The organism is Enterobacter cloacae complex sp. IR5450, from assembly GCF_049238665.1.
GTDB classification, from domain to species: domain Bacteria; phylum Pseudomonadota; class Gammaproteobacteria; order Enterobacterales; family Enterobacteriaceae; genus Enterobacter; species Enterobacter hormaechei_C.
On record NZ_JBMKIC010000001.1, the window covers coordinates 357,540 to 381,974 of the forward strand.

At 55.1% G+C, this 24,435-nt stretch carries 25 protein-coding genes, 1 tRNA gene and 1 pseudogene; 15 read left to right on the forward strand and 12 right to left on the reverse strand.

Going from position 1 to position 24,435, the window contains the following annotated elements; genetic code table 11:
* Window positions 1-420 precede the first annotated feature (420 nt).
* The 3 genes from ACOTYB_RS01590 to ACOTYB_RS01600 are packed head-to-tail and all read left to right on the forward strand — an operon-like array spanning window position 421 to window position 1,964.
* Window positions 421-1,155, forward strand: a complete 735-nt coding sequence (locus ACOTYB_RS01590; protein ID WP_333014942.1) for a glycoprotein 3 — start codon at window positions 421-423, stop codon at window positions 1,153-1,155.
* Entirely contained in the window at window positions 1,152-1,379 is a 228-nt protein-coding gene (locus tag ACOTYB_RS01595; protein ID WP_333014941.1) for an ogr/Delta-like zinc finger family protein, read from the forward strand. The genes ACOTYB_RS01590 and ACOTYB_RS01595 overlap by 4 nt, the downstream gene beginning before the upstream one ends.
* Before the next feature lie 18 nt (window positions 1,380-1,397).
* Entirely contained in the window at window positions 1,398-1,964 is a 567-nt protein-coding gene (locus ACOTYB_RS01600; RefSeq protein WP_409248704.1) for a phage polarity suppression protein, read from the forward strand.
* Window positions 1,965-2,047: 83 nt separating this feature from the next.
* Here the strand turns inward: ACOTYB_RS01600 and ACOTYB_RS01605 are convergent, their stop codons facing one another.
* Window positions 2,048-2,209: a hypothetical protein gene (locus ACOTYB_RS01605; protein WP_333014939.1), complete on the reverse strand. Its 162-nt coding sequence runs from the start codon at window positions 2,207-2,209 to the stop codon at window positions 2,048-2,050.
* A gap of 168 nt (window positions 2,210-2,377) precedes the next feature.
* Between ACOTYB_RS01605 and ACOTYB_RS01610 the strand changes: the two genes are divergently transcribed.
* The gene (locus tag ACOTYB_RS01610) at window positions 2,378-4,699 is read left to right on the forward strand and encodes an SIR2 family protein (RefSeq protein WP_421765734.1); all 2,322 of its coding nucleotides are present in this window, start codon (window positions 2,378-2,380) and stop codon (window positions 4,697-4,699) included.
* Between the two features lie 42 nt (window positions 4,700-4,741).
* On the opposite strand, the gene ACOTYB_RS01615 is transcribed toward ACOTYB_RS01610, so the two are convergent.
* The 5 genes from ACOTYB_RS01615 to rraB form a co-directional block, all read right to left on the reverse strand.
* Entirely contained in the window at window positions 4,742-6,001 is a 1,260-nt protein-coding gene (locus tag ACOTYB_RS01615) for a tyrosine-type recombinase/integrase (protein WP_072778466.1), read from the reverse strand.
* Window positions 6,002-6,164: 163 nt separating this feature from the next.
* Window positions 6,165-6,249: transfer RNA gene (locus ACOTYB_RS01620), tRNA-Leu, on the reverse strand.
* A 106-nt stretch (window positions 6,250-6,355) separates the two neighbouring features.
* Window positions 6,356-7,078: a hypothetical protein gene (locus ACOTYB_RS01625; RefSeq protein ID WP_045342524.1), complete on the reverse strand. Its 723-nt coding sequence runs from the start codon at window positions 7,076-7,078 to the stop codon at window positions 6,356-6,358.
* Between the two features lie 30 nt (window positions 7,079-7,108).
* Window positions 7,109-7,867, reverse strand: coding sequence for a tRNA isopentenyl-2-thiomethyl-A-37 hydroxylase MiaE (miaE, locus tag ACOTYB_RS01630; protein ID WP_045342523.1), 759 nt, complete (start codon window positions 7,865-7,867; stop codon window positions 7,109-7,111).
* Window positions 7,868-7,913: 46 nt separating this feature from the next.
* Window positions 7,914-8,339, reverse strand: coding sequence for a ribonuclease E inhibitor RraB (gene rraB, locus ACOTYB_RS01635; protein ID WP_023324077.1), 426 nt, complete (start codon window positions 8,337-8,339; stop codon window positions 7,914-7,916).
* A gap of 99 nt (window positions 8,340-8,438) precedes the next feature.
* Between rraB and argL the strand changes: the two genes are divergently transcribed.
* The 5 genes from argL to xynR all read left to right on the forward strand — a co-directional run bounded on the left by argL (window position 8,439) and on the right by xynR (window position 11,518).
* Window positions 8,439-8,534 (forward strand): putative translational regulatory protein ArgL, encoded by a 96-nt coding sequence (gene argL / locus ACOTYB_RS01640; RefSeq protein ID WP_214516355.1) that lies wholly within the window; start codon window positions 8,439-8,441, stop codon window positions 8,532-8,534.
* Window positions 8,504-9,508, forward strand: a complete 1,005-nt coding sequence (argF, locus tag ACOTYB_RS01645) for an ornithine carbamoyltransferase (RefSeq protein ID WP_032675854.1) — start codon at window positions 8,504-8,506, stop codon at window positions 9,506-9,508. Before argL ends, argF (ACOTYB_RS01645) begins: the two co-directional genes overlap by 31 nt.
* A 277-nt stretch (window positions 9,509-9,785) precedes the next feature.
* The gene (locus tag ACOTYB_RS01650; RefSeq protein WP_045342520.1) at window positions 9,786-10,148 is read left to right on the forward strand and encodes a hypothetical protein; all 363 of its coding nucleotides are present in this window, start codon (window positions 9,786-9,788) and stop codon (window positions 10,146-10,148) included.
* A gap of 1 nt (window position 10,149) precedes the next feature.
* Window positions 10,150-10,584, forward strand: a complete 435-nt coding sequence (locus ACOTYB_RS01655) for a DUF3828 domain-containing protein (RefSeq protein WP_045342519.1) — start codon at window positions 10,150-10,152, stop codon at window positions 10,582-10,584.
* 175 nt (window positions 10,585-10,759) lie between these two features.
* Window positions 10,760-11,518 carry a DNA-binding transcriptional repressor XynR gene (gene xynR / locus ACOTYB_RS01660; protein ID WP_045342516.1) on the forward strand — a complete coding sequence of 253 codons (759 nt, stop codon included), beginning with the start codon at window positions 10,760-10,762 and terminating at the stop codon, window positions 11,516-11,518.
* Window positions 11,519-11,522: 4 nt separating this feature from the next.
* On the opposite strand, the gene ACOTYB_RS01665 is transcribed toward xynR, so the two are convergent.
* The 5 genes from ACOTYB_RS01665 to ACOTYB_RS01685 form a co-directional block, all read right to left on the reverse strand.
* The gene (locus tag ACOTYB_RS01665; protein ID WP_220153532.1) at window positions 11,523-13,133 is read right to left on the reverse strand and encodes a glycoside hydrolase family 43 protein; all 1,611 of its coding nucleotides are present in this window, start codon (window positions 13,131-13,133) and stop codon (window positions 11,523-11,525) included.
* An 11-nt stretch (window positions 13,134-13,144) separates the two neighbouring features.
* Window positions 13,145-14,527 carry an MFS transporter gene (locus tag ACOTYB_RS01670; protein WP_047054596.1) on the reverse strand — a complete coding sequence of 461 codons (1,383 nt, stop codon included), beginning with the start codon at window positions 14,525-14,527 and terminating at the stop codon, window positions 13,145-13,147.
* 225 nt (window positions 14,528-14,752) lie between these two features.
* On the reverse strand, window positions 14,753-16,720 hold the full coding sequence (yagF, locus tag ACOTYB_RS01675; RefSeq protein WP_220153531.1) for a YjhG/YagF family D-xylonate dehydratase: 1,968 nt from the start codon (window positions 16,718-16,720) through the stop codon (window positions 14,753-14,755).
* Between the two features lie 14 nt (window positions 16,721-16,734).
* A complete protein-coding gene (gene yagE / locus ACOTYB_RS01680) occupies window positions 16,735-17,643 on the reverse strand; it encodes a 2-keto-3-deoxygluconate aldolase (protein WP_047054598.1) in 909 nt (302 codons plus the stop codon).
* A gap of 208 nt (window positions 17,644-17,851) precedes the next feature.
* Window positions 17,852-18,304: a YhcH/YjgK/YiaL family protein gene (locus ACOTYB_RS01685; protein ID WP_015572526.1), complete on the reverse strand. Its 453-nt coding sequence runs from the start codon at window positions 18,302-18,304 to the stop codon at window positions 17,852-17,854.
* 674 nt (window positions 18,305-18,978) lie between these two features.
* Between ACOTYB_RS01685 and arcA the strand changes: the two genes are divergently transcribed.
* The 5 genes from arcA (at window position 18,979) to ACOTYB_RS01710 (ending at window position 24,225) form a co-directional block, all read left to right on the forward strand.
* Window positions 18,979-20,199 (forward strand): arginine deiminase, encoded by a 1,221-nt coding sequence (gene arcA / locus ACOTYB_RS01690; RefSeq protein WP_220153530.1) that lies wholly within the window; start codon window positions 18,979-18,981, stop codon window positions 20,197-20,199.
* A 10-nt stretch (window positions 20,200-20,209) separates the two neighbouring features.
* On the forward strand, window positions 20,210-21,121 hold the full coding sequence (locus tag ACOTYB_RS01695; protein WP_003862918.1) for a carbamate kinase: 912 nt from the start codon (window positions 20,210-20,212) through the stop codon (window positions 21,119-21,121).
* An 89-nt stretch (window positions 21,122-21,210) separates the two neighbouring features.
* Window positions 21,211-22,215 carry an ornithine carbamoyltransferase gene (gene argF, locus ACOTYB_RS01700; RefSeq protein WP_008501386.1) on the forward strand — a complete coding sequence of 335 codons (1,005 nt, stop codon included), beginning with the start codon at window positions 21,211-21,213 and terminating at the stop codon, window positions 22,213-22,215.
* Between the two features lie 46 nt (window positions 22,216-22,261).
* Window positions 22,262-23,665, forward strand: coding sequence for a YfcC family protein (locus tag ACOTYB_RS01705; RefSeq protein ID WP_045342507.1), 1,404 nt, complete (start codon window positions 22,262-22,264; stop codon window positions 23,663-23,665).
* A gap of 80 nt (window positions 23,666-23,745) precedes the next feature.
* Entirely contained in the window at window positions 23,746-24,225 is a 480-nt protein-coding gene (locus tag ACOTYB_RS01710) for an arginine repressor (RefSeq protein ID WP_003863366.1), read from the forward strand.
* Between the two features lie 3 nt (window positions 24,226-24,228).
* Here the strand turns inward: ACOTYB_RS01710 and ACOTYB_RS01715 are convergent.
* A pseudogene (locus ACOTYB_RS01715) lies at window positions 24,229-24,346 on the reverse strand (hypothetical protein).
* Between ACOTYB_RS01715 and ACOTYB_RS01720 the strand changes: the two are divergent.
* Window positions 24,326-24,430, forward strand: coding sequence for a pyrBI operon leader peptide (locus ACOTYB_RS01720; protein ID WP_022646880.1), 105 nt, complete (start codon window positions 24,326-24,328; stop codon window positions 24,428-24,430). The pseudogene ACOTYB_RS01715 and the gene ACOTYB_RS01720 sit on opposite strands and share 21 nt — an antisense overlap.
* Window positions 24,431-24,435 lie beyond the last annotated feature (5 nt).

A 24,435-nucleotide genomic window follows, 5' to 3' on the forward strand; every position in this document is an offset into this window, starting at 1 on the left:
AAGGGAATGGCAAACAGTGGCAATCAATGACAATCGTTGGCAATTCTTGATAATCCAGAGGCAAATTTATGATTACTATTATTTATACATATTGAGTTATTAATCGTAAAAAAGTCTAAGCGGAAAGGCCGAAGAAAAACAGGTGGGTGAACAGTGGTGAACAGACGGTGAACAGTCAGACTCTCAACTGTTCACCCTTTAACATACTGTATTACTTATATTTTTATTAAAGGTGAACAGTGGTGAATAGTTAATAGTAAAAAAACAAACAGAGAGAGGGATTTTCCTGCGACCTTTCTCTGGCCAGCCTTCTTTTTGAAAGTCCCGTCTGTGCCATTCCTGCCACAACGGCAATGAGTCGAGTTGTTGTGTGATGCACGGCAGAATCTCCTCAACTTGACATGACTGAGGAGACACACCATGACCACCACCGCTATCCCTGAATACCTGACACCCGCATTCCGACAACTGGACGCGGCCAGAGCAGCACACCTTGAAAGCGCCCGTCAGATGGATGACACCACCACGGCCATTGCCCGAACCGCCGAACAGAAAGCTGAGATTGAAAAGGAAAACGGCAGCGATGCCAGCGTATGGCGCAGGGCATTCCGTGCCGGTGGGGCCGTGCTGACGGATGAGCTGAAACAACAGCATCTAGCACGCGTGGCCTCCCGCGAGCTGGTGCAGGAATGCGACAGGCTGGCTGAGGTGCTGGCCTATGACAGCGACCGCCTGAAAGCCTCCTGTGACATCACGGCCAGAAAGTACCGTCAGGCGCATCACACTGTGCTGAGCGAGTACGCCGGAAAAGAGCTGGATAACGCGCTGCGTGAGACGTGCGGGGCCCTTGTCCGGGCGATGAAACTGAAAATGCTGACGCTGGGGAACCCGCTCGCAAATACCGTCGGGATTCAGGGATATGTCGAACCTGATAAAGCGGTCATGCAGGAGGTGAAAACGTGGCTTGAGCGTGCAGTGAAGGACTGTCATATCCGTCTGGCGGATGAGCCGGTGCTGTTTAAAGCCGGGCTGTCGGCTGAGACGCTGGCGCACATGAATTACGGTGTGGCAGTGACCAACGGCCAGCGTCAGGCCTACTTTAACAAACTGCGTGAGCGTGAAGCTGACCTGAAAGCGCGGGGACTGCTGGAGTGATGCATTGCCCGTTCTGTCAGTACCCGGCGCACACCCGTACCAGCCGCTATCTGTCCGGGACGATCAAGCAGATTTATTACCAGTGCACCAACGTCCTGTGCTCCGCCACGTTTAGAACGGTGGAGTCAGTCGACAAAGTGATTCAGCCGCCCTCGGCCACGACAGAAACAGATGACCATTTAATCTGCACTCAGGCCGGTAAAACCCGAAAACAACGCCTGTAACCCATACGGAGACACCTGATGACACCCTTAACGCTGGAGCAGGCCTTTGAAGTCTGTCAGAACACGAAAACCGCCTGGCTGACCCGCAAACAGGAGCTGGCTGACACCGAACAGGAATACCGGGAACTCATCGCGACCGGTGATGACAGCCGCAACCGGAGCCTGCAAACCCTGCGCGATATTATCGACGTGAAAAAATGGGAAATTAATCAGGCTGCCGGTCGCTATATTCGCGCACATGAGAACGTGCAGCGCATCAGCATCCGTAACCGCCTGAATGATTTTATGCAGGCGCACGGCGCAGAGCTGGCCGCCGCGCTTGCACCTGAATTAATGGGCTATAACAGTCAGAATCCCGCCGTCACACGCTGCGCGATGCAGCACTCCGTCGATTACCTGCGTGAAGCGCTGTCGGTGTGGCTGGCAGCCGGTGAAAAAATTAATTATTCCGCACAGGATAACGACATTTTAACGGCCATCGGATTCAGGCCTGACGCGGCTTCGCGGGATGATAATCGTGAGAAATTCACACCTGCACAAAACCAGAATTACGTGAATAAACGCGCAGAACTGACCGCGCAGTAGCCCGTCAAAATATCCCCGTAAATCCCGCCATTTTTCCCGAATTAAGCCATGCATGCGTAAGGTGCATGGTTTTGCATGCGTTTTCACGTCCCGGCCTCCCCCGCCAGCGTCAGCTCTGGTGCGGTCTGAGGCTGCTCTTGCACCTGCATTGAAAGCGGCCCCTTAAGCGGGCAGGCGTGGCGGGGAGAGCATTGCGCGCCAGCATTGTTAAATTCGTTCTCATAATAAAAACGTGTTGACTTCATAAAATTTGCAGCAAGTACGGCACTTAAATGAAGGTAACTAACCATGATGTTATGATTTGATACACTCATCAAAGTATTAGGGCTGAACGCAAGAATTGATATTGCATCAAGTCCGTTTATAAGCATAATTCAGATAGATCAACATAAACATGCATAGATGGGAAAACTATGAAAATTGACAACCAACCTTTGTTTGAACACCACTTGAAAAGTGGTATTAATTTATTCCTTGGTGCTGGGTTTTCAGTAGAAGCAAGCTCAAAAAGTGGAAAGCTTCCAGTTGGAGATAATTTAAAAGATGAATTACTTGATCATTTCAAACGAAAAAAACCATCATCTCTAGATCTCCCTCAGCTTTGTCAAATATTAAGCAGCTCCTCTAAAAAAGAACTTAAAGACTTTTTCATAAATCGTTTTACAGTCACAGAATTTGATGAGCTTTACAAATCCCTTGAAAGTATTAAAATAAAATCCATTTTTACAACCAACATCGATGACTTAATTTTCAAAATTTTCAAGGACAGTAGTAAATATTATATAAACGACATCCAATTGAGGGGCCCAGCGATAAGCAACGGTGAAGCTATTGATTATATAGGGCTTCATGGCTGCGTGGCATACCCTGGTTCAGAGTTTGCTTTTTCACCATTAGAAATCTCTTCTAGTTTTGAACGAGATAAAGATAGGTGGTTCACCTACGTAGGTAAAATTCAAACCTCACCAACTCTATATTGGGGTTATAGAGTCCAAGATGCAGGAGTATTACAAGCTTTATCAAACACGTCTAATAAAGGCAGGCAAAGAGCTGATGCCTGGATCGTATTAAGAGAAGATGATGAAGAAGCTAGAGAGTACTATTCCTCGTTAGGTTTTCAAATAATAATTGGAGAAACAAAGGAACTACTTAAGTATATTTCAAAAATTAAAATCGATAATAAATCAAGCCCTCAGAATAACACAATTGAAAGTAAGTTTGAAGAATACAAAATACCAACACTGTCCTCAGTACCTGTACGTTCTCTCTCAGAGTTCTTCTTAGGTGCAGAGCCAATATGGTATGATATTTTTACAAATAAAATCCATAAAACAACCCATTTGCAAAGAACAAAAAACGAATCATTTAAACCCAAGCACGTATTAATTATTGGAGCACCTTTAACTGGCAAGTCAACATTACTGAAACAATTATCTGTTGAAGCAAAAGAACTTGGCTCAGTTTTATATATTAATGAGATTACACCAGAAAAAGCACAATTACTTTCTAGAGAGATTAAAAGTTTAAATGAGAAGGTTTATGTATTTATTGATAATGCTGTAGATTCTTCTGAAGCAATACAAACTCTAGTGAAACTCCCTAATATTAAAATAATAGCTGCTGAAAGGGATTTCATTTATGACACTGTTTCATATCGATTTACCTCTCAACAATTTAATATTCTAGATGTCTCTGGCTTAAATGATTTCGATATACAATCGATTATAGATAGCATTCCTCAAGGTATTAACAAGCAAAATGATTCATTTTCTCATAGTGAAGGAGATATGGATATTGAACCAAGCTTTCTTGAGGTTATGACACACATCATTAAAGACAACGCATTAGCAGATAGATTTGTAGAAGCACTCAAAGCATTTAAAAAAACCGCCGCACCAGAGCACGACTTGTTATTATTAGCATGTTATTTATACAGTTGCCGAATTCCTATCTCGGTTGATATCGCCGCTGCATATCTGAGAGATTATAATTACGACGCCTTAAAGGCATTTAACATGTTATCTAATATGGATACATTTTTATATCCATACGAAGGGCAGTTAAGCGAGGATAACCAAGCGTATTTTGTTCCGCGCTCAAGAACAGTGTCAGAAATAGTAATGAAGAAAACCTACCATAAAGATATGGCCAAAATGTTAGAGACTTTCCATCAAGAAGTCTCTCCAGCCAGAATAAGTAGATATGATATTTTTAAACGATACGCTTATGATGCAAAATTAATGGGGCGTGCATTTCCTGATTGGGAGAGAGGATTATCTTTCTATGAGGAAGCTTTCACTCGTGACAGAACACACTCATTAAAACAACAAGGAGCATTATATTTAGCTCACAAAAAAAAATATGAGTTAGCGTTCATATGGATTGATGAAGCCAAATCAATCACTGGCAACAACAATCCAACAATCAGAAATACTTATGCTGTAATACTGTTCAATGCAAACTATGATAAACCTAATTCTCCCGAGGTGTTATCAACATTGGAAGAAAGCATGGAAATATTACAACGTTGTTATAATGATGATTACAGAAAAATTTATCACGCTAGGATTTTTGCTGAGCAGTCCATCAAATTCAAGTCAAAATATCCTGACATATCTAGAAAAAGAGGGTATTTAGAGCTAAGCATGAAATGGTTAGAATCTGAATTAAAAAATCGGCCCAATGACCGATGGATGAATAATCTCAAACGTTCTATTCAAAGAAACTTACGCTAGAATCCCAACAATTACATTATAGTTGGCTCTCATAAGAGCCAACTAATAATTATTTTTTGCGAAATCATATGGAGTAATAACATGTGTATTATTTGCTTCCAAATAATCAGCCCACCACTGAACCATCAATCGACGTTCATCCAAATGCTCAGATGTGTGAATGTATGCAGCACGCACATTATTACGTTCTGTATGGCTTAGCTGTCGTTCAATGGCATCGTCACTCCATAACCCTGACTCACCCAATGCACCACGAGCCATCGTCCTAAAACCATGCCCGCAGACTTCAGTTTTCGTGTCATAACCCATTGCACGTAAAGCGCTGTTTACCGTGTTTTCACTCATAACCTTAGTTGCGTCATGATCACCGGGAAAAAGCAGCTCTTTATCACCACTAATCTGCTTTAACTGGTCTAACAAAATCATCGCCTGTCGACTAAGCGGAACGATATGCTCCTCTTTCATCTTCATGCCACGGTACGAGTAACGCACACCCTTAATTTCCTCTCGTTTTGCAGGTACTCGCCAGAGAGATTTATCGAAGTCGAACTCATCCCAACGCGCAAAACGTAACTCACTGGAACGCACAAAAGTTAGTAAGGAAAGCTCGACCGCGATCCGCGTCATTACCCGACCGCGATATGCAGCAAGACGAGCAAGAAACTCAGGGAACCGGCTTGAAGGTAAAGCGGGGTAATGTCGCGCTTTGGTTGTCGATAGCGCACCGGCCATATCACTTGCTGGATTTGAGTCGATGTAATCGTTCTGTACGGCATAACGCATAATGGCCGTGACGCGCTGTTGTAGGCGCTGAGCGACATCATGTTTACCACTGGCATCAACTTTTTTAATCGGGGCTAACAGGTGACTGGTTTTGAGTTGGCGAATGTCGGACGAACCGATATAAGGGAAAATATAAAGCTCAAGATAGCGAAGAACGCGCGATCGATGGTCTTCGCTCCAGCGCTTATTACTGGCATGCCATTCACGAGCGATAGTTTCGAAAGTATATGCCCCCGAATTCTCGGCCTGAGCTTCTTTCTGTTCGGCTTTGGGGTCTATACCCTGCACTAAGAGCTTTTTAGCTTCATCGCGTTTTGCTCTTGCCTGAGCAAGCGTCACCGTAGGCCAAACACCAAAAGCGAGGCGATCCTCTTTTTTGTCATTGGGCCGTCTGTATTTCATGCGCCAGTATTTAGAACCCTTGGCCGAAACCTCGAGATACAAACCGCCACCATCGGCCATTTTATAGGTTTTGTCTTTTGGCTTTGCGGTCTCGACCTGTCTGGCGTTGAGCTTCATTTGGGGGCACATTTCTAATCGAAGTTAAGATGCCCCCAATTATGCCCCCAATGACATCCGGATTTCAACGGACAACCTCGGACAACTCAGGACGTAAAAATCGCTGCAAGCATTGATTTTTAAGGGATAATTGGACTTTCTCGGATGGTCTTGGAAGTACTAATGGTGCCGAAGGCCGGACTCGAACCGGCACGTATTTCTACGGTTGATTTTGAATCAACTGCGTCTACCGATTTCGCCACTTCGGCACTGAAGGGGATGCGGAAACGTTGTGGATTATACCTGTCGCGCGCCGCCATGCAAGCGACGACGCGCTAAACCCGCGCTAAGTGCCCAAAAAACCAGCGCCCTTTGTCACTCCAGCTCAGACACCGCCAGCCGAATCACCCTCGCCGCCTTCTGCTCCGGCAGCGCCAGCACCTTGGCCCACATCTCCTGCACCATATCGCAGGAGAGCTTCTCTTTGCCCGCCGCCTTCTCCGGCATCTGCAGCAGCTGGATGTCCTCGCCGTACTTATCGGCAAGTTCCTTCATAATCGGTCGCACATCCTCGACGGCCGCCTCGCGTTCGGCAGGGGTCACGGTGTGGCGGTTTTTGCCGTAGGCCGCGCGCATCATGTCGGCATCGGCCTGCATGCGCCGGGCCATCAGGTCTTTATCCAGCATGCGCATCGGGTTGATGCCGCCCTTCACCATCGGGTAGAGGAAGCGGAAGCAGGCGTCGTCGCTCACCTTCTGGATGGCGGCGGTCTGCTCCATGTTGATGGTCATGTAGTTCACCACGTTGGCGTCCGGGGCGTTCTGCAGGCGCGTCATCTGCAGATGCAGGATCTGCGGCTGGATGGTGTCGATAATCTGCTGCTCCGGCTCGCCCGCTTTTTGCAGAGCGGCCATCTGGTCGAGGATGCGCTGATGCAGCGCGGGCTCCTGCTCCTTAATCACCTGCCAGGCGGGCATCGCGTTGAGGGCGTTATCCATCTGCCGTTCCGGGGCGCGCTGTCTGTCGAAAAACACCCAGAACGCCACGGCGGCAGCCGCAATGATGACAATCACAATACGGGTCCACGTTTTATTCATCTCGCATCCTTATCCTTGAGTTATGCCGGTTTACACCGGCACGCCGCTGTGGAAGCGAAACTCGTTGTCCGGTGTCGAGATAAGTGTGGCTTCAATTTCGCCAAAAAGCTTTATGCGCGGTGAGATATCGTCGTCGCTCACCTGCTGGGCCAGCGTCAGGTAGTCCTGATAGTGGCGCGCTTCCGAGCGCAGCAGCGAGAGATAGAACTTCTGCAGGTCGTCGTCGAGGAACGGAGCCAGCGCGGCGAAGCGTTCGCAGGAGCGGGCTTCGATGTAGGCGCCGCAGATGAGCTTGTCGATCAGCGTCAGCGGTTCGTGGGTGCGCACGTCCTTCAGCATCCCTCTGGCGTAGCGGCTGGCGGTGATTTTGACGTACGGAATGTCGCGGGCCAGCATCGCCTCGCGCACCTGCCAGAAGTGGTGCAGCTCCTCTTTAATCAGCAGCACCATGCTGTCGATAAGCGCCTGGCCCCACGGGTCATCGGTTTTGGGCATCACGCTTTTGCCAATCTGCCTGTGCAGGGCGATGAAGTCCGGCTCCGGGCCGTCGCGGAAGGTGAACTGTTCGTAGGGCTTGAGCCACTCGAGCAGCGCGTCGGCACCGCTTTCGTCGGCGACGTATTTACGCACCAGCAGCAGCGCGGTCTGGGCGGCCTTGAGCTCGCACACCATGTGGTCGGTGAGCAGCAGCGGCAGGTTCGCCGGGTCGCGGGCTTTATCAATCCATGCTTGCGGGGTCGGGCACTGGAGGAAGTTGAGGACGGGGGCGAGTATCTGCGGGTAATCCATGGTTCTGCCTTGAAAAAGCGGTGGCGCGGGCCACCGCCTGAATCACTTAGTGACGCACACCGTCGTCGTCTTCGTCGATGTAATCTTCGTCGTCGCCTTCTTCGCCGTCTTCACCGTTCGGATCTTCGAAGTAGGTTCCCCAGCCGTCGTATTCCACGTCAAACTTCTCGGCCAGGTTCATCAGCTGTTCGACCTGCGCGTCGATCAGCTCCGCCTTCAGCGCGCCTTCGCTCAGGATGTCGCAGCAGATGACGGTGTCGCCCTCTTCCACTTCCAGCTCTTCCGGCTCGGTCACTTCGTAACCCAGCTTGAAGGCTTCCACGGCCATTTTTTCCAGCGCGTCGAAATCATCCGCAGAGAAATGGTGCTCGATGGTGTACAGCGCGTCCGGATCGCTACCGTCTTCCAGCAGCTCTTCAATAATCAGACGCGTCTCTTCGCGTTGCTCTTCCAGTAATTCCGGGTTTGCCATGGCTCAATCCTCTTTAAAGTGCGGCAGATACTTCTATTTTCACACACGGACGGGTTTGCCTCCACCTTTGTTGGAAAGATTTGTGAAACGGGGTTGCAAATGAATAATTACACATATAAAGTGAATTTTAATTCAATAAGTGGCATTCGCCATGTGAGGATAAAATGTCTGATCTGTACAAGAAACACTTTCTGAAATTGCTCGACTTTACCCCTGCACAGTTCACTTCTCTGCTGACCCTTGCCGCACAGCTCAAAGCCGATAAGAAAAAGGGCAAGGAAGTACAAAAGCTTACCGGTAAAAACATCGCGCTCATCTTCGAAAAAGACTCGACCCGTACCCGTTGCTCTTTCGAAGTTGCCGCATTTGACCAGGGCGCGCGCGTTACGTATTTAGGGCCGAGCGGCAGCCAGATTGGGCATAAAGAGTCAATTAAGGACACCGCGCGCGTGCTCGGGCGGATGTACGACGGCATTCAGTATCGCGGGCACGGCCAGGAAGTCGTCGAAACGCTGGCGCAGTATGCGGGCGTGCCGGTGTGGAACGGGCTGACCAACGAGTTCCACCCGACCCAGCTGCTGGCGGACCTGCTGACCATGCAGGAGCACCTGCCGGGCAAGGCGTTTAACGAGATGACGCTGGTCTACGCGGGCGATGCGCGCAACAACATGGGCAACTCGATGCTGGAAGCGGCGGCGCTGACCGGGCTGGATCTGCGCCTGGTGGCCCCGAAAGCCTGCTGGCCGGAAGAGAGCCTGGTGGCGGAGTGCAGCGCGCTGGCGGAAAAGCACGGTGGGAAAATCACGCTGACGGAAGACGTGGCGGCGGGCGTGAAGGGCGCGGACTTTATCTATACCGATGTGTGGGTGTCGATGGGCGAAGCCAAAGAGAAGTGGGCGGAGCGGATTGCGCTGCTGCGCGGGTATCAGGTGAACGCGCAGATGATGGCGCTCACCGGCAACCCGGACGTGAAGTTCCTGCACTGTCTGCCGGCGTTCCATGACGACCAGACCACGCTCGGCAAGCAGATGGCGAAAGAGTTCGACCTGCACGGCGGGATGGAGGTGACGGACGAGGTGTTTGAGTCGGCGGCGAGCATCGTGTTCGACCAGGCGGAAAACCGGATGCATACGATTAAGGCGGTGATGGTGGCGACGCTTGGGGAGTGATTGACTCCTCTGCGGTCTGGTGCCCTCACCCCGGCCCTCTCCCACGGGGAGAGGGAGAAAACACTAAAAACGACAACAGCGTTATCGTCGGGCAGACAAATTCATTTTACTGACGCTTTCTCAGATACGCATTAACCATAATAGATATTTATATTTTTATTAACCATTATTTACTGAGTAGATAATGGTTAATATCAGATCATTATCAGTTACAAAACACCGTATATTATCGGCGTAATATTTCCTTATTGCTGCATTTCGTTAATAAGGATTATTTATGTCATGGAATAAGCATGAAGCTGTGTCATACGCCCGTAGCCACGCACTAACCCATACTGGACATTATTGCGCTCGCGCAATCGCCGCCGCCATTCGAGCCGGAGGGCTTAAAATCGAAGGGGCAAACGCTAAGGATTTCTGGCGTTCTCTTGAAAAAGCAGGGTTCTCAAAAGTCTATGGCACCCCCATAGAGGGGGATATCGCGGTGATTGATGCCTTGCCCGGCCCGAATCAGTACGGGCATGTCTGCATTTACGATGGTGCTGGAACCTGGTATTCAGATTTTAAACAGAGAACAATGTACCCGGGGCCAACCTATCGCCAACTCCAGCCAGCCGTCACCTTATACAGGCATTATTAATATGAATAAGCTCATCTTAATTGTGTTATTCAGCACAGCCGCATTGGGGGCCGAAGATTTTCAGATACCGATGCAGCGCGCTCTTGAATTCAATCGCTGGTACGTCAAACAGGTTAACAACGAACATTATCCTATCCAGGAGGGAAATGAAATCGATAAGTTCGTTACGGCCAGTACCATGAAAAAATTACGTCATGCAGACGATCCCCGTTATGCCGACGCTGAATTTTACGAGGCTGATTTTTTTATGAAATCGCAATATATCGGCGAGGACTGGGCTGAGAATGTGGCTATTGATTCGTATGATTCAGACCCGGTCTGTGTAAACGTGAATATCACGTTTGGCAAAAAGACCCAGCACACAGTCATTGATTGCATGGTTAAAGAAGATGGGGTCTGGAAAATCCAGTCTGTCGCCGCTCGGGATAATAATTGATGTCCCCCGCTAACAATAATGTAGCCGCCTTTGTTGCCGGATGGCGCTGCGGCCTGATGCCCTCACCCCGGCCCTCTCCCACGGGGAGAGGGAGAACACCGGCTCCATTTCATTGATTTTTCACCCCGAAAAAGGTACGTTTTCGCCTTCATTCCAGCGTGGACATGCCAGCATTATGCCGATTATTCAGTCTGTTGAACGTGCGTTGCAGATCCTCGACCTGTTCAACGAGCAGGCCACCGAGCTTAAGATCACTGACATCAGCAAACTGATGGGGCTGAGCAAGAGTACCCTCCACTCGCTGCTGAAAACACTCCAGCTTCACGGCTATATCGATCAGAACCCGGAGAACGGCAAATATCGCCTCGGCATGAAGCTGGTCGAGCGCGGCCATTTTGTCGTGGGCTCCATCGATATTCGACAGAAGGCGAAAGGCTGGCTGACGGAGCTGTCCCGGCGGACCGGGCAGACCACCCATCTGGGGATCCTGGACGGGAGTGAAGGGGTCTATATCGAGAAGATTGAAGGCAAGCTGGCCGCCATCGCCTATTCGCGCATCGGCCGCCGCCTGCCGGTTCACGCCACCGCCATCGGCAAGGTGTTGATTGCCTGGCTGGGCGAGGCCGAGCTGAACGCCCTGCTGGAGGGCTATCACTACACCACCTACACCCCTTCCACCCTCGCCTCTCGCGAAGCCTTAATGAACGCCCTGGCGCAGACCCGCGAGCAGGGCTATGCCCTGGATAGCGAAGAGAACGAGCAGGGCGTGCGCTGCGTGGCGGTGCCGGTGTGGAACCACGAATCCCGCGTGATTGCCGCCCTGAGCCTGTCGACGCTGACCTCCCGCGTGGACGACGCAGAGCTGGCTGATTTCCGCGAGCAGCTTCAGCAGGCCGGGCTCCAGCTCTCACGCGCGCTGGGCTACCCGGCCTGAGCCGTTAAACCGGCTCGTAGGTGAAGTAGTCGAAGTCCGCGTGGCAGCCGTCGCCGCTGATGTCCTCGCAGTGCAGCCCCACAAACGCGCCGGTAAAGAAGCCGCGCCCGCCAATGTAGTCGTCCGACAGCTTCCACGCCTCATATGTAACCGGCACGGTGTGCCACGTCTCGCCGTCGAACGAGTAGCTGTAGCGGTAGACCAGCGTATCCACGTCCACCCGCAGCCAGATGCTCTCCGCACTCTCCGGCACCGGAATCGGCTGCTCGTGCAGCGGCCACGACGGCACGTTGTGGTCGAGCTGGATCACCTTGATGGTTCTCCCCTGCCCCTCCTCGTAGTCCACAAAGCAGTAGCTCCAGTTTTTGCTGTTGTAGTAGCAGGTCAGCCCCGCGCTCTGCTGGAAGTGGACCGGCGAGAACTGCATCCGCGTCTCCGCCCGGAAGGCGAAGTGCTGCCAGCGGCGCGCCACGGTCGACTGTGTAAAGGTCGAATTGAGCGAGTCGTTGCCGTACAACCGTAAGTAGCCCGGGCGGGCGGTGAGCGAGCCGAGGGTGTCGTCGAACGGAATGCGCAGGGTCTGTAGCTCCGGGTCAAGCGTGCTGCCGTCAAAGTCCTCCCGCAAGTTACCCTGAGCGGCTGCGGGCTGCTCGGCCACCTGCGGGCCTTTCACGGTCAGCTGCGCGTGCTTGCCGCCTTCCACGTACGGCCAGCCGTCGCGCCATTCAATGCGGGCGATGCCGGTCTCGCGTCCCAGCGGGCAGTAGCCGCGCCCGCCGGAGGCCAGCAGCGGCACGCCGGGCAGACGCAGCGGGCGGCTGGTGAGGTAGGCCATGTACCACTCCCCCGTGTGGGTCTGCAGCAGCGAGCCGTGGCCGCTCTTCTGCAGCGGATTCTCCGGCAGGTGCCAGCTGGTCATCATCGTCACGTCCGGGTGCAGCTCGTACGGCCCGTCGATGTTTTTGGAACGCAGCACCACGACGGCGTGCTCGTAGCTGGTGCCACCTTCGGCCACCATCAGGTAGTACCATCCCGCGTGGCGATACAGGTGCGCGCCCTCGGTGTAGCAGAGCGGCGTGCCGGTAAACAGGGTTTTGCGCTCGGGCGAGAGGGTGCCGGTCTGCGGGTCAAACGCCTGCAACACGATGGTGTTGTGCGGGTTGCTGTGGTGGCGCGGCCCCCACGGGCGGTAAATATAGTATTTGCGGCCATCGTCGTCGTGGAACAGGGACGGGTCAAACCCGCCGTTGCCCATCGGGATCGGCTCGCTCCACGGTCCCTCGATGGACGGCGCGGTGACGAGGAAGTTGCGGCCGTTTTTCCACGGCGAGTCGACAATCTTCACGTCGGTGTAGAGCAGCCAGAATTTGCCGTCGGCGTAGCTCAGGCACGGCGCCCAGATGCCGCCGGAGTCCGGGTTGCCCTTCATGTCCAGCATCGAAACGCGGTCCAGCGGGGTGCTGACCAGCGACCAGTTTTTCAGGTCGCGGGAGTGGTAGATGCGCACGCCCGGGAACCACTCGAAGGTCGAGGTGGCGATGTAGTAGTCCTCGCCCTGACGGCACAGGGACGGGTCCGGGTTGAAGCCGGTCAGAATAGGGTTAGTGATTTCCATATTGCCTCCGGTTAATGGGATGCGGCTGTCGCGGCGTCGGGAACGGCCTCGCCCTGCGCCGCGCGGTGCTTGATCAGCTGCTGGCTGATGGCCTCCACGCGGGCGTCGGTGAGCTTGTAGAACGACAGCATGATGAACATGCCCGCGTAGAGCACCACCGGCACCACGCAGAACAGAATTTTGATGGTGGTCAGCACCTCTACCGGCTGCACGCTGCTGCTGGCGGAGTAGTTCACATACGCGAGGATCCAGCCCACCACCGCCCCGCCAATCGCCAGGCCAATCTTCAGGCTGAACAGGTAGGTGGAGAACACCAGCCCGTCGAGGCGGCGCCCGCTGCGGCTCTCCTCGTAGTCCACCACGTCAGAGGCCATCAGCCACTGCAGCGGCGTGGTGGTGTTAAAGACGAACAGGAACAGGATGTTGAGGGCGAAGATCAGCGCGATGTGCTCGGCCGGGGTGACGAAAATCAGCAGGCTGATGAGCGAGTAGGCGACGATGATCCACTTGAAGGCGGTGACGCGATCGAAGCGGCCCAGCAGACGAGACGAGCAGAGCGAGCCGAACATGGTGGCGAGGCTGCCGTAGAGTAAAAACTGGGTCGCCATCTCCGGGTGATCCATCACGTATTTCACGAAGTAGAGCGTCGCCCCGCCGCGCACCACGTTGGAGCAGGTCGCCATCATCTTGAACGCGCACATGATGCGCCACTGGCCGTTGCCAAGCAGCAGCTTAAGGTCTTTCGCCACTGACGAGCCCGGCTGAACCTCAAAGGTGTAACGCTCTTTGGTGGTAAAGAAGCAGACGTAGAGCAGCACCACGCCGGTCAGGCCCAGCACGCACATGGCACCGAAATAGCCCACCTGCTCGTTCCCCTTGCCGATGATGCTCACCAGCGGCAGCGCGATGCCGCTGATGGCGAGCGATCCCGCCGCCGCCAGGAAGAAACGCCACGACTGCAGGGCGTGACGCTCTTTCGGGTCGGCGGTAATGACGCCCGGCATGGCGCAGTACGGCACGTTAACGAAGGTGTAGACCAGGGTCAGGAGAATGTAGGTCACGCAGGCGTAGATGATTTTGCCCTGCGCGGAGAAGTCCGGCGTGTAGAAGGTCAGCACGCAGACGATGCCAAACGGGATGGCGCCCCACAGCAGGAACGGGCGGAACTGGCCGTGACGCGTGCGGGTGCGGTCCACCAGCAGCCCCATCAGCGGGTCGGTCACGGCATCGAGCACGCGGGAGATTAAAAACAGCGTCCCCATAATGCCCGCCGACAGGCCGAAGACGTCGGTATAGAAGTAGGCCAGCAGGAACATGGTAGCCTGCCAGACGAAGCCGCAGGCGGTGTCACCCAGCCCGTAGCCAATTTTGTCTTTCATGGTTAATTGCGTCATCAGAATTACACCCTTATGTAGTGTGCTGAATTACAACATCGTGTTAATGGAGTGTAATGAGCTGTTCAATTAACCAGCAATGGTCATATCTTATTTCTGAATTACGTTATTTTGCTTTTGTGACGCCACCGATATATCGCAACTTATTGTTTAAATTAATAAATTACAGATATAAAAAGCCGCCCGCGGAATATTTCCCGCAGACGGTTTTATCTAATGAAATAATTAAATGCCGAGCGCTTTTTTACCGGCGTTAATTACCTCGATAATTTTATCGGTGTCATAAATACAGCCTTTCCAGGTGCCGCCGCTCACGGACTGCAATGCCGCCCACAGCCGGGTGTCGTCCGGCAAAAAGTCGTGGGCGTGCAGGTCCGGGTGCGTCTGCCGCATTGCCAGCTCGCGCGCGCCCTCCTCCGGCGTCAGCGGATTGTCCGCGGTGCCGATGAAGTTCACGCTGCCCGTGAGGGTCAGCCGGTCGACGGCAATCTCGATGATGTCGTTATCACGCAGCTTGCCAATCGGCCCGCCCGCCAGCGCCTCCGGCGATACGTGGCCGAAGCAGGCCCCCGTCGACACGCCCGAGAAGCGCGCATCGGTGATGAGCGATACCGTCTTGCCCCACGAGATATGCTTCAGCGCGGAGGTAAGCTGGTAGGTCTCTTCCATGCCGGTGCCGGACGGCCCGCCGCCGATCACCACCATGATATCGCCCTGCTTGATCTCTTCCCGCTTGATGGCCTTGATTGCCTGCGCTTCCGAGACAAACACCCGCGCCCGGCCGATGTGGCGGTAAACGCCATCTTCACCGACGACCGACGGGTCGATCACCGTGGCCTTGATCACCGAGCCTTCCGGCGCGATGTTGCCCGTCGGGAAGCAAACCGTTGAGGTCAGCCCTTTCGCTTTTGCCTTCTCAGGCGGCAGGATCACGTCATCCGGATCCACGCCGTCCTGCTCGCGCAGGCACTGGCGGAAGCGCGCCCGGCGTTCGGACGTCTGCCACCAGTCGAGGTTCTCGCCCACCGTCTGGCCGGTGACGGTCATGGCGTCCAGGTGCAGCAGACCGAGATCGCGCAGGTGGAGCATCACCTCCGGCACGCCGCCCGCGAGGAAGGCGCGCACGGTCGGGTGATAGTCCGGGCCGTTGGGCAGCACGCTGACCAGGCGCGGCACCCTGCGGTTGACGCGCGTCCAGTGCTCTACATCCGGGATCGTGCAGCCCGCCGCGTGTGCGATGGCCGGGATGTGCAGCAGTAAATTCGTCGAGCCGCCGAACGCCGCGTGGATCACCATGGCGTTTTCGATGGCTTTATCGGTGAGGATATCGCGCGTAGTGATGCCACGGTTATCCAGCTCGCTCACTGCCCGCGCCGACTGGCGGGCGATCTCCAGCCACACCGCCTGCCCGGACGGCGCCAGCGCGGAGTGCGGCAGCGCCAGCCCCAGCGCTTCGGCCACCACCTGCGAGGTGCCCGCCGTGCCGAGGAACTGGCAGCCGCCGCCCGGCGACGCGCAGGCGCGACAGCCGAGCTCGGCGGCCTCCTGCAAGGAGAGTTCATGGTTGGCGAAGCGCGCGCCGATGGTCTGCACTTTGCCCGCGTCTTCCCCCACGGTCGGCGGCAGCGTCGCCCCGCCCGGCACCAGAATGGTCGGCAGGTCGTGCATGGAGGCCAGCGCGATCATGGTGGCGGGCAGCCCTTTATCGCAGGTTGCCACGCCGATCACCGCCCGGCGTGTCGGCAGGGAGCGGATCAGGCGGCGAAACACGATCGCCGCGTCGTTGCGGTACGGCAGGGAGTCGAACATGCCGTGCGTGCCCTGAGAGCGCCCGTCGCACGGATCGCTGACGAAGGCGGCGAACGGGATCCCGCCGTTGCGGGTGATCTCCTTCGCCGCCGCCTGCATCTGCATGCCGATCTCCCAGTGCCCGGTGTGGTAGCCCAGCGCGACCGGGCGTCCGTCCCCGGCGCGGATCCCGCCCTGGGTGCCGATAATCAGCACCTCTTTGCCGGTGAGCTTGTTGGCATCCCAGCCCATCCCGGCGTTCTGCGTCATACCGAACAGGTTGCCGCTGGGGGATTCCATCAGCATCTGCGGGGTCAGCGGCAGCGCGCCCTGCGGCCCCGCCGCGTGGGTGATCACCGCATAAAACGCATCGTCCTGCGGGGTGAAAATCTTCTCGATGGTCATGGTTATCGTCCGGCTCAGCAGAGCTTGAGCTGTTGTAACAGGGTTTTCAGCTGCGCCTTGCGCGGCTCGTCCAGCGGCGAGGCTGGCGGCAGGACGTGCGTAGAAATCGGACGACCGCAGAGCACGATCGCCTCTTTAATGACGTTCACAAACGGCGTATCCAGCTGATACATCTGCGGGATTTGCAGCAGGGTCTGATGATACTCAGCCGCTTTCGCCACGTCTTTATCCCGCCAGGCTTTCAGAAGATTCACCGACACCTGCGGGGCAAAGTTGCCGCTGGCCGAAATCGCCCCGTCGCCGCCGAGCAGCAGGGTATTAAACAGATGATCGTCGTAGCCGCACAGCACGGTGAAGTGCGGATGGGCGCCTTTGACGGTGTGGATCATGCTGCGCAGGTGGGCAACGGAGTCGATGGTGTCTTTGATGCCGACGATGTTGCTGCGCGAATCGGCCAGGGTTTTCACCAGCGCCGGGGTCAGATCCTGCCCGGTCAGCGCCGGGAAGTTATAGAGCATTACCGGCAGCGTAACGCTGTCCGCCACCTGTTCGAAATAGCGGATCAGGTTCGCTTCCGACACTTTCCAGTAGTAAGGGTTGATCACCACGATGCCGTCCGCCCCTGCCTGCTGCGCGTGCTGGCTCAGCGCAATGGTTTCCCGGGCGTTGGTGCCGCCGGTGCCGATCAGGACCGGTACGCGACGATCGACATGATCGATCGCAAATTGGGCAATGGTTTTACGCTCTTCGGCGCCGAGCTGGGAGAACTCGCCGCCGCTGCCCAGGAAAAACAGGCCGTCGACGCCTGCTTTGATCAGATCGTCGATCAGCGCGGCGGTGCCCTGCTTATCGAGCTGGCCATCGGCAGTAAAAATGGTGGAGACAGGGGGAATGATTCCCGTGAACAACGCGGACTGCGGCATGAGATCTCCTTGCTGAATCATTTTGTTCTACATTATAGAACAGCGTTCGTTAAATTAACGATCATACTATGACGCAGGAAAAGCGCAGGTAAATGAGAGATGGAGAGGGAGTGCGGGAAGTTTAAGCTGGATCACATTATGCGTGGGTGCGGTCTGGTGCCCTCACCCCGGCCCTCTCCCACGGGGAGAGGGTTAGGGTGAGGGAAAATTACTCCACCAGCATTTTAACAACCACTTTCCTGACCTGAGCAGGCGCTCCCGCCGCGCACAGCGGCTTATGCACTTCGCCCGGCCAGAACACCACAAAATCCCCTTCGCTCAGCACCACGGTTTTCTCCTGCTCGCCTTCCGGCAGGAACGCGATGTCTTTGTCCGCCAGCCAGTCGGTGTCCGGCGTACCGTGCGGCAGGGTACTGAAGGTCATCCCTTCCTGCCCCTTCAGCACAATCTGAATATCCAGATAGCGTGCATGGTATTCAGCACGACGCTCGGCGAACGGCTGGGTCATGTCCTCCGAAACCAGATAAAACAGGCTGTTGCCGTTGATGTCGTGCTTGCCGGTCGGCGTCGCGTCGGTGACGTGGGCCTTAACGTGCTCAATGGCCTGACGCAGCTCTTCTGGCAGCCAGGACTGGAGATGATGAATATTGCCAATAATCATGATACAACCCTCAGATTAAAACATTGTTTCATTTTCATGTTCTATACGAGAATTGCTTCTTCCATACCAGCCCTTTTTTGACAAGATTTGCGTCAGCGCATGTTTATCGGGAAATGTGTTAATCCACTGTTAATTGCACACAGGCATTTATGCAGTGGTTATGCATAACCTCATTTCATGCACTTTGCACATAGGGTCTAACTCACTGAATTTAAAACGTAACTCACAAAACCTGTTGGCATATCACACTTTATCACTTTGGTTATTTCCTTTAAAAATCCATAATTATTTATTGATTTATCTTAAGTGAAAAATAGTTAACTGTCATTATTGCATAGCTATTCCTGAATCAACATTTTATCTATTAAAATCAACCATATAACTAAATATTTCAAAACGTGTAATTCTACAAAATAATAACAAACTCAAATATTGCCACCCGTTCCTGCTTAGCTATTCATCCCGTAATAATATGAAATTAATCATTATCTGATACGAATCATGCAATTGAAAACAAACTCATCAATATCGGTTTTCGCGTGAGCAATGTCACAATAACCATTATTTAAGCGCCTACTATAACTCACGAAATCTATTGAGCTTAGCCGCCATGAAATTAAACACCTCACATGGCGCATGCCCTTTTTATTCTGAAAAAAGTTAAAGGAATAATTATGGAAAAGCATTACGTCGGTTCTGAAATTGGTCAATTGCGTAGCGTTATGCTGCACCGTCCTAATTTAAGTCTGAAACGGTTAACCCCCTCAAACTGTCAGGAGCTGTTATTTGATGACGTGCTCTCGGTTGAACGGGCGGGTGAAGAGCATGACATCTTCGCAAACACGCTGCGCGAGCAGGGTGTGGAAGTCCTCCTGTTGACCGACCTTCTTACGCAAACGCTTGATATTGCGGAAGCAAAAGCCTGGCTTCTTGAAACACAAATCTCCGACTATCGCCTGGGGCCAACCTTCGCCGCCGACGTGCGCGGCTGGCTGGCGGATATGCCGCACCGCGAACTGGCGCGCAGATTAAGCGCCGGATTAACCTACGGTGAAATTCCGGCGGCCATTAAAAATATGGTGGTCGATACCCACACGGCGAATGATTTTATTATGAAGCCGCTGCCGAACCACTTATTTACCCGCGATACCTCCTGCTGGATATATAACGGCGTCTCCATTAATCCGATGGCGAAACCCGCCCGCCAGCGTGAAACGAATAACCTGCGGGCAATATATCGCTGGCATCCCGCATTTGCCGACGGCGAGTTTATTAAGTATTTCGGCGACGAGAATATTAATTACGACCACGCCACTTTAGAAGGCGGCGACGTATTAGTCATTGGTCGCGGGGCGGTATTGATCGGCATGTCCGAACGCACCACCCCGCAGGGCGTGGAGTTCCTCGCTAACAGCCTGTTTAAACACCGCCAGGCCGAGCGCGTGATTGCCGTTGAGCTGCCAAAACACCGCTCCTGCATGCACCTCGACACCGTCATGACCCACATCGACGTGGATACCTTCTCCGTCTACCCGGAAGTGGTGCGCAAAGACGCCCAGTGCTGGACGCTCACCCCGGACGGCCGCGGCGGCCTGCTGCGCACCCAGGAAACCGACCTGCTGCACGCCATCGAGAAAGCGCTCGGCATTAACCAGGTACGTCTGATCACCACCGGCGGCGATGCCTTTGAAGCCGAACGCGAGCAGTGGAACGACGCTAACAACGTCCTGACCATCCGCCCGGGCGTGGTGATCGGCTACGAGCGCAACGTCTGGACCAACGAGAAGTACGACAAGGCGGGCATCACCGTGCTGCCGATCCCGGGCGACGAGCTGGGACGCGGTCGCGGCGGCGCACGCTGCATGAGCTGCCCACTGGAACGCGACGGAATTTAAAGGAGCCATCATGGAACGAAAACCCACTCTGGTTGTGGCCCTTGGCGGCAACGCGCTGCTCAAGCGCGGCGAACCGCTTGAAGCGGACATCCAGCGCCAGAACATCGAGCAGGCCGCCCGCACCATCGCCGGCTTAACGGAGCAGTGGCGCGTGGTGCTGGTGCACGGCAACGGCCCGCAGGTCGGACTGCTGGCGCTGCAAAACAGCGCCTACGACAAAGTCACGCCCTACCCGCTGGACGTTCTCGGCGCCGAAAGCCAGGGGATGATCGGCTACATGCTCCAGCAGGCGCTGAAAAACAATCTGCCCCAGCGCGAGGTCAGCGTCCTGCTCACGCAGGTGGAAGTGGACGCCGCCGACCCGGCCTTCAGTAACCCGACCAAGTACATCGGCCCGGTCTACAGCGAAGCCCAGGCAAAAACGCTGGCCGCGGAGAAAGGCTGGGTGTTTAAGGCCGACGGCAGCTACTTCCGCCGCGTGGTGCCCTCTCCGCAGCCGAAGCGCATTGTCGAGAGCGACGCCATCACGGCGCTGATCCAGCGCGACCATCTGGTGATCTGCAACGGCGGCGGCGGCGTGCCGGTGGTGGAAAACGCCAACGGCTATCGCGGCATTGAGGCGGTGATCGACAAAGACCTCTCCGCCGCCCTGCTGGCGCGCCAGATCGAGGCCGACGCCCTGCTGATCCTCACCGATGCCGACGCGGTGTACCTCGACTGGGGCAAGCCAACCCAACGTCCGCTGGCGCAGGTGACGCCGGAGCTGCTCAGAGGCATGCAGTTCGACGCCGGATCGATGGGGCCGAAAGTAGCCGCCTGCCGCGAGTTTGTTGAGGCCTGCGGCGGCATTGCCGGGATCGGCGCGCTGAATGACGGCGCGGAGATCCTGGCGGGCGAGAAAGGCACGTTGATTCGTAACTGAGTCGTTTTCCCCTCACCCTAACCCTCTCCCACAGGGAGAGGGCCGGGGTGAGGGCATCAGACAGCACAAATTTTAAAAAGGATTTCCCCATGACCATTAACCTTAAAAACCGCAACTTCCTGAAACTGCTGGACTACACCCCGGCGGAGATCCAGTACCTGATTGACCTCGCCATCGAGCTCAAGGCCGCCAAAAAAGCCGGGCGCGAGAAGCAAACCCTGGTCGGGAAAAACATCGCCCTGATCTTTGAAAAAACCTCCACCCGCACCCGCTGCGCCTTCGAAGTGGGCGCGTTCGACCAGGGCGCGCAGGTCACCTATCTCGGCCCAAGCGGCTCGCAGATTGGCCATAAAGAGTCGATGAAAGACACCGCCCGCGTGCTGGGCCGCATGTATGACGGCATCGAATATCGCGGCTACGGCCAGGCCATCGTTGAAGAGCTGGGCGAGTACGCGGGGGTGCCGGTGTGGAACGGCCTGACCGACGAGTTCCACCCAACGCAAATTCTCGCCGATCTGATGACCATGCTGGAACACTCCCCAGGCAAAACCCTGCCTGAGCTGAGCTTTGCCTATCTCGGCGACGCGCGCAACAACATGGGCAACTCGCTGATGGTCGGTGCGGCCAAGATGGGGATGGATATCCGCCTCGTTGCGCCGAAATCCTTCTGGCCGGAAGCGGGGCTGGTTGAGCAGTGCCGCGCCATTGCGAAAGAGACGGGCGCGCGCATCACCCTCACCGACGACGTGGAAGAAGGCGTGCAGGGGACCGATTTCCTCTACACCGACGTGTGGGTCTCCATGGGCGAGCCGAAGGAAGCCTGGGCCGAGCGCGTCAGCCTGATGAAGCCGTATCAGATTAACGCCCAGGTGATGAAGGCCACCGGCAACCCGAACGTCAAATTCATGCACTGCCTGCCGGCGTTCCACAACGAGCACACCAAAGTGGGCCGCGAAATCGAGATGGCGTACGGCCTGAAGGGGCTGGAGGTGACGGAAGAGGTCTTCGAATCACCGAACTCCATCGTCTTCGACGAAGCAGAGAACCGCATGCACACCATTAAAGCGGTCATGGTGGCGACACTCGGCGACTAATCACCGCCCGGCGCGCCGCGGGGTGCGCCGGGTTCAGGAGAACATCATGGGCAAGTTCAAGTTTCCCTCCGCTTACACCATTCTCTTTTTTCTGATTGCCGTGGTTGCCGTGCTGACGTGGATTGTCCCGGCCGGGCAGTACCATATGGCAATGAACGAGGTGCTCGGTAAAGAAGTGCCGGTTGCTGGCACCTACGCGCACGTGGCAGCGCACCCGCAAGGTCTGGTCTCCGTGCTGATGGCGCCGATTGCCGGGCTGTACGATCCGGAATCCGGCCAGGCCGGAGCCATCGACGTGGCGCTGTTTATTCTGATCATCGGCGGATTCCTCGGGATCGTTACCAAAACCGGGGCGATAGACGCCGGGATCGAGCGCGTCACCACCCGGCTGCGCGGCCGCGAAGAGTGGATGATCCCGATCCTGATGGCGCTGTTTGCCGCGGGCGGCACGATTTACGGCATGGCAGAAGAGTCGCTGCCCTTCTATACCTTACTGGTGCCGGTGATGCTGGCGGCGCGGTTCGATCCGGTGGTTGCGGCCTCTACCGTGCTGCTCGGCGCGGGGATCGGCACCCTCGGCTCCACCATCAACCCGTTCGCCACGGTGATCGCCGCCAACGCCGCCGGGATCCCCTTCACCAACGGCATCATGTTGCGCATCGCGCTGCTGGTGATCGGCTGGATCATCTGCGTGGCGTGGGTAATGCGTTACGCCCGTAAGGTGCGCAAGGATCCGTCGCTGTCGATCGTGGCGGATAAGCAGGAAGAGAACCGCGCCCACTTCCTCGGCAACAAGGGCGAGCAGTCGCTGGAGTTTACCCCGGTGCGCAAACTCATCCTGGTGATCTTCGCCCTCGCCTTTGCGGTGATGATCTACGGCGTGGCGGTGCTGGGCTGGTGGATGGCGGAGATCTCGGCGGTGTTCCTCGCCAGCGCCATTATCGTCGGGCTGATCGCCCGCATGAGCGAAGAGGAGCTGACCTCAACCTTTATCAACGGCGCGCGAGATTTGCTGGGCGTCGCGCTGATTATCGGCATCGCGCGCGGTATCGTAGTGATCATGGATAAGGGCATGATTACCCACACCATTTTGCACAGCGCCGAGGGAATGGTCACCGGATTGTCGACGGTGGCGTTCATCAACGTGATGTACTGGCTGGAAGTGGTGCTGTCGTTTCTTGTGCCTTCTTCGTCCGGCCTGGCCGTTCTGACGATGCCGATCATGGCGCCCCTTGCCGATTTCGCTAACGTCAACCGCGACCTGGTGGTTACGGCTTACCAGTCGGCGTCCGGCATCGTTAACCTGATCACTCCCACCTCTGCCGTCGTGATGGGCGGGCTGGCTATCGCCCGCGTGCCCTACGTGCGTTATCTGAAATGGGTCGCGCCGCTGCTGGGGATTTTAACGGTGGTGATTATGGTGGCGTTAAGCCTGGGCGCTTTGTTGTGATTTGCCGGATGGCGCTGCGCTTATCCGGCCTACGGATCGGTGCGGTGCCACCGGTTATTTCGGGAACTGATATGGGAACTATGATGGATTACGAAGAGTACTCTCCCAAAGAGCAACTACAGCTAACGGTCTGCCAGCGTCTGATCGCGGAAAAGAGCTATCTCTCCCAGGAAGAGATCCGCCGCGACTTACAGGAGCGGGGTTTTGAGACCATCAGCCAGTCCACCGTTTCACGTCTGCTCAAGTTGCTTGGTGTCATAAAAATTCGCAATGCCAAAGGACTAAAGATTTATTCGCTGAATCCCCAGCTGCGCCCGGCCCCCGATGCGGCGCGTACCGTCTCTGAAATGGTGGTGAGCGTGGAGCACAACAGCGAATTTATCCTTATCCATACCGTCGCCGGATATGGCCGCGCGGTGGCGCGTATTCTGGATTATCACCAGTTACCGGAAATTTTAGGCGTGGTGGCCGGAAGCAGTATTGTCTGGGTCGCGCCCCGCGTAGTGAAGCGCACCGCGCTGGTGCATAAGCAAATTAATTATTTACTCAGAACGCATTAATATTCACAAAGAACCGTTTGCATTGAGTAAAGCGTGCATTAAATCGCTTGATCCCAAAAGCGAGCTGCGTATAATGCCCGACAATTTGCCGGGAGGAAGCATGGTCAAGCGTGTACGACATAACGTCTTACCGCGTCTGAAATCAGACGCTGGCCTGCCGTTTTTCTTCCCGTTGCTAAACCTATTCCCAGAGCCCCTCATTTGAGGGGC

Excerpts from the sequence above, each read along its gene's own strand:
- ACOTYB_RS01685 (WP_015572526.1), bottom strand. The coding sequence starts at position 18,304 with ATGATTATTGGCAATATTCATCATCTCCAGTCCTGGCTGCCAGAAGAG.
- ACOTYB_RS01655 (WP_045342519.1), top strand. The coding sequence starts at position 10,150 with ATGAATAAGCTCATCTTAATTGTGTTATTCAGCACAGCCGCATTGGGG.
- argF (WP_032675854.1), top strand. The coding sequence starts at position 8,504 with ATGTCTGATCTGTACAAGAAACACTTTCTGAAATTGCTCGACTTTACC.
- ACOTYB_RS01605 (WP_333014939.1), bottom strand. The coding sequence starts at position 2,209 with ATGAAGTCAACACGTTTTTATTATGAGAACGAATTTAACAATGCTGGC.
- yagE (WP_047054598.1), bottom strand. The coding sequence starts at position 17,643 with ATGCCGCAGTCCGCGTTGTTCACGGGAATCATTCCCCCTGTCTCCACC.
- xynR (WP_045342516.1), top strand. The coding sequence starts at position 10,760 with ATGCCGATTATTCAGTCTGTTGAACGTGCGTTGCAGATCCTCGACCTG.
- ACOTYB_RS01670 (WP_047054596.1), bottom strand. The coding sequence starts at position 14,527 with ATGACGCAATTAACCATGAAAGACAAAATTGGCTACGGGCTGGGTGAC.
- ACOTYB_RS01650 (WP_045342520.1), top strand. The coding sequence starts at position 9,786 with ATGTCATGGAATAAGCATGAAGCTGTGTCATACGCCCGTAGCCACGCA.
- ACOTYB_RS01615 (WP_072778466.1), bottom strand. The coding sequence starts at position 6,001 with ATGAAGCTCAACGCCAGACAGGTCGAGACCGCAAAGCCAAAAGACAAA.
- ACOTYB_RS01600 (WP_409248704.1), top strand. The coding sequence starts at position 1,398 with ATGACACCCTTAACGCTGGAGCAGGCCTTTGAAGTCTGTCAGAACACG.
- yagF (WP_220153531.1), bottom strand. The coding sequence starts at position 16,720 with ATGACCATCGAGAAGATTTTCACCCCGCAGGACGATGCGTTTTATGCG.
- ACOTYB_RS01720 (WP_022646880.1), top strand. The coding sequence starts at position 24,326 with ATGGTCAAGCGTGTACGACATAACGTCTTACCGCGTCTGAAATCAGAC.
- miaE (WP_045342523.1), bottom strand. The coding sequence starts at position 7,867 with ATGGATTACCCGCAGATACTCGCCCCCGTCCTCAACTTCCTCCAGTGC.
- ACOTYB_RS01710 (WP_003863366.1), top strand. The coding sequence starts at position 23,746 with ATGATGGATTACGAAGAGTACTCTCCCAAAGAGCAACTACAGCTAACG.
- ACOTYB_RS01695 (WP_003862918.1), top strand. The coding sequence starts at position 20,210 with ATGGAACGAAAACCCACTCTGGTTGTGGCCCTTGGCGGCAACGCGCTG.
- argL (WP_214516355.1), top strand. The coding sequence starts at position 8,439 with ATGAATAATTACACATATAAAGTGAATTTTAATTCAATAAGTGGCATT.
- ACOTYB_RS01610 (WP_421765734.1), top strand. The coding sequence starts at position 2,378 with ATGAAAATTGACAACCAACCTTTGTTTGAACACCACTTGAAAAGTGGT.
- ACOTYB_RS01665 (WP_220153532.1), bottom strand. The coding sequence starts at position 13,133 with ATGGAAATCACTAACCCTATTCTGACCGGCTTCAACCCGGACCCGTCC.
- ACOTYB_RS01590 (WP_333014942.1), top strand. The coding sequence starts at position 421 with ATGACCACCACCGCTATCCCTGAATACCTGACACCCGCATTCCGACAA.
- arcA (WP_220153530.1), top strand. The coding sequence starts at position 18,979 with ATGGAAAAGCATTACGTCGGTTCTGAAATTGGTCAATTGCGTAGCGTT.
- ACOTYB_RS01625 (WP_045342524.1), bottom strand. The coding sequence starts at position 7,078 with ATGAATAAAACGTGGACCCGTATTGTGATTGTCATCATTGCGGCTGCC.
- argF (WP_008501386.1), top strand. The coding sequence starts at position 21,211 with ATGACCATTAACCTTAAAAACCGCAACTTCCTGAAACTGCTGGACTAC.
- rraB (WP_023324077.1), bottom strand. The coding sequence starts at position 8,339 with ATGGCAAACCCGGAATTACTGGAAGAGCAACGCGAAGAGACGCGTCTG.
- ACOTYB_RS01705 (WP_045342507.1), top strand. The coding sequence starts at position 22,262 with ATGGGCAAGTTCAAGTTTCCCTCCGCTTACACCATTCTCTTTTTTCTG.